Annotated in this window: 1 protein-coding gene; it reads left to right on the top strand. The window is 73.2% G+C overall.

All coding sequences use genetic code 11. The features are described 5' to 3' along the window. Nucleotides 1-1,874, top strand: a 1,874-nt coding sequence (locus tag ABZX30_RS38070) for a type I polyketide synthase (RefSeq protein ID WP_355943020.1), incomplete at both ends; no start/stop codon positions are given.

The raw sequence follows: 1,874 nt of genomic DNA, 5'->3' as shown, positions 1-1,874 counted from the left end.
TGGCCCGGCCCGAGCACCCGGTCCAGATCCCGCTGCGCATCGACACCACCGCCCTCGCCGCCCGCGGTGAGGAACTCCCCGCCCTCCTCAAGGGCATGGTCAGGCCCCGTCTGCGGCAGGTCGCCGCTACGCAGACCGAGGCGGCCACGCTGAAGCAGCGACTGGCCGCACTGCCCGCCGCCGATCGACGCCGCGCCCTGCTGGACGTCGTACGGAGCGAGGTCGCGGGCGTTCTCGGGCATGCCTCGGCCGACGCCGTCGAGCCGGACCGGGCCTTCAAGGAGCTCGGCTTCGACTCCCTGACCGCCGTCGAACTGCGCAACCGGCTCAACGCGGCCACCGGCCTGCGTCTGCCCGCCACGCTCGTCTTCGACTATCCGAGCGGGGAAGCGGTCGCGGAGTACGTCGACGCCGCCCTGGGGGGAGCCGCCAAGGAGTCGGCGGCTCCCGTGATCGCCGCGTCGCGCCCTCTGGACGACGATCCGATCGCGATCGTCGGCATGGGCTGCCGCTTCCCCGGTGGCGTGGCCTCCCCGGAGGACCTGTGGCGGCTTGTGGCCGACGGAGTGGACGCGGTGTCGGAGTTTCCGTCCGACCGCGGCTGGGACCCCGCGGTCCACGATCCGGAGCCGGGCCGGGCGGGCAAGACGTACGCGCGTGAGGGCGGATTCCTCTACGACGCCGCCGACTTCGACCCCGGCTTCTTCGGCATCAGCCCGAACGAGGCGGTCGTGATGGACCCGCAGCAGCGACTGCTGCTGGAGACCGCCTGGGAGGCCTTCGAACGGGCGGGCATCGACCCCGGACCCCTCAAGGGAAGCGCCACCGGCGTGTTCGCGGGCGTGATGTACCACGACTACGGTCTCGGCGACGAAGCCGCGACCACCAGCGGAGGCAGCCTGGTGACGGGCCGCGTCGCCTACACGCTCGGCCTCGAGGGCCCCGCGGTGACGGTGGACACGGCGTGCTCGTCGTCGCTGGTCGCGCTGCATCTGGCGGTCCAGGCGCTGCGTTCCGGCGAGTGCTCCCTCGCCCTCGCCGGCGGTGTGGCCGTGATGTCGACGCCCGGCATGTTCATCGAGTTCAGTCGCCAGCGCGGCCTCGCGGCCAACGGCCGCTGCAAGTCCTTCGCCGCCGCCGCCGACGGTGTCGGCTGGGCCGAGGGCGCGGGCATGCTGCTCGTCGAGCGCCTCTCCGACGCCCGCCGCAACAGCCACCCGGTCCTCGCGGTGATCCGCGGCAGCGCCATCAACCAGGATGGTGCCAGCAACGGCCTCACCGCGCCGAACGGGCCTTCGCAGCAGAGGGTGATCCGGCAGGCGTTGGCGGGTGCGGGTCTGTCGTCGGCGGACGTGGATCTGGTGGAGGCGCACGGTACGGGTACGACGCTGGGTGACCCGATCGAGGCCCAGGCGCTGATCGCGACCTACGGCCAGGACCGCCCCGAGGACCGCCCCCTGTGGCTCGGCTCGCTCAAGTCCAACTTCGGCCACGCGCAGGCCGCGGCCGGCGTCGGCGGCATCATCAAGATGGTCATGGCGATACGCAACACCGTCATGCCGAAGACCCTCCATGTCGACGCCCCCAGCCCCAACGTGGACTGGGACGCGGGGGCGGTGGAGCTGCTGGCCGAGGCACGTGAGTGGCCCGCGCCGGAGAACGGCCGACCGCGCCGGGCGGGTGTCTCCTCCTTCGGTATCAGCGGGACGAACGCGCACGTCATCATCGAGGAGCCGCCGGCCGAGGAGGCGGAGACCCCGGTCACGGGGGCTGCGTCACCGGTGGGGTCGTCGGTGGTGCCGTGGGTGGTGACGGCGCGGGGTGCCGGGGCCGCGGGGGTGGCGGCGCAGGCCGGGCGGCTGCACGGCTACCTC

This window comes from Streptomyces sp. NPDC004542 (assembly GCF_040610035.1).
In the GTDB taxonomy this organism is placed as follows: domain Bacteria; phylum Actinomycetota; class Actinomycetes; order Streptomycetales; family Streptomycetaceae; genus Streptomyces.
The sequence above is the reverse complement of the archived record's forward strand: the minus strand, read 5'-3'. Positions and strand labels throughout refer to the sequence as shown.